Annotated in this window: 1 protein-coding gene; it reads left to right on the top strand. The window is 33.2% G+C overall.

Annotation, left to right across the window (positions count from 1 at the left end; all coding sequences use genetic code 11):
* Positions 1–425: hypothetical protein (locus H4O21_RS28215; RefSeq protein ID WP_220495865.1), on the top strand; the 425-nt coding region annotated here is incomplete at both ends.

The following is a 425-nucleotide window of genomic DNA, read 5'->3' as shown; positions in this document are numbered from 1 at the left end:
CCAAAATATAGAGCAACTAATTCCGATATTTAAAAATACAGATTTCGGTCAAAGTCAAGAAAAAGTACATCAGGTTTTGTTCAGAAAAATAACCCCGGACTTTACTTTTGATCAGAAACTCAACACATTGTTAGACTCAAATGTTAAAGCCTTTAATCACTTAGTTTTCGACTTCTTAAAAACAACAGATTATCCTCTAGCAAAAGAAGAGGCATTTCCACTTATAGAAAATGACGAAATATTGGTTAAGGCTGATATTTTTAGAATATTAGAAGAAAGCGGTGTTGGTGTACCCGCCTATTATAATAAGATAGAATTTGAAATTAATGGTAAAAAAGGCGAATATGCGAGAAGCCGTTCAGGATGTTTCTTCTGCTTCTTCCAACAAAAAATAGAATGGGTTTGGTTATATGAACAACACCCTG

It is taken from the genome of Oceanospirillum sediminis (genome assembly GCF_014164585.1).
Classification (GTDB): domain Bacteria; phylum Pseudomonadota; class Gammaproteobacteria; order Pseudomonadales; family Halomonadaceae; genus Oceanospirillum; species Oceanospirillum sediminis.
The sequence above is the reverse complement of the archived record's forward strand: the minus strand, read 5'-3'. Positions and strand labels throughout refer to the sequence as shown.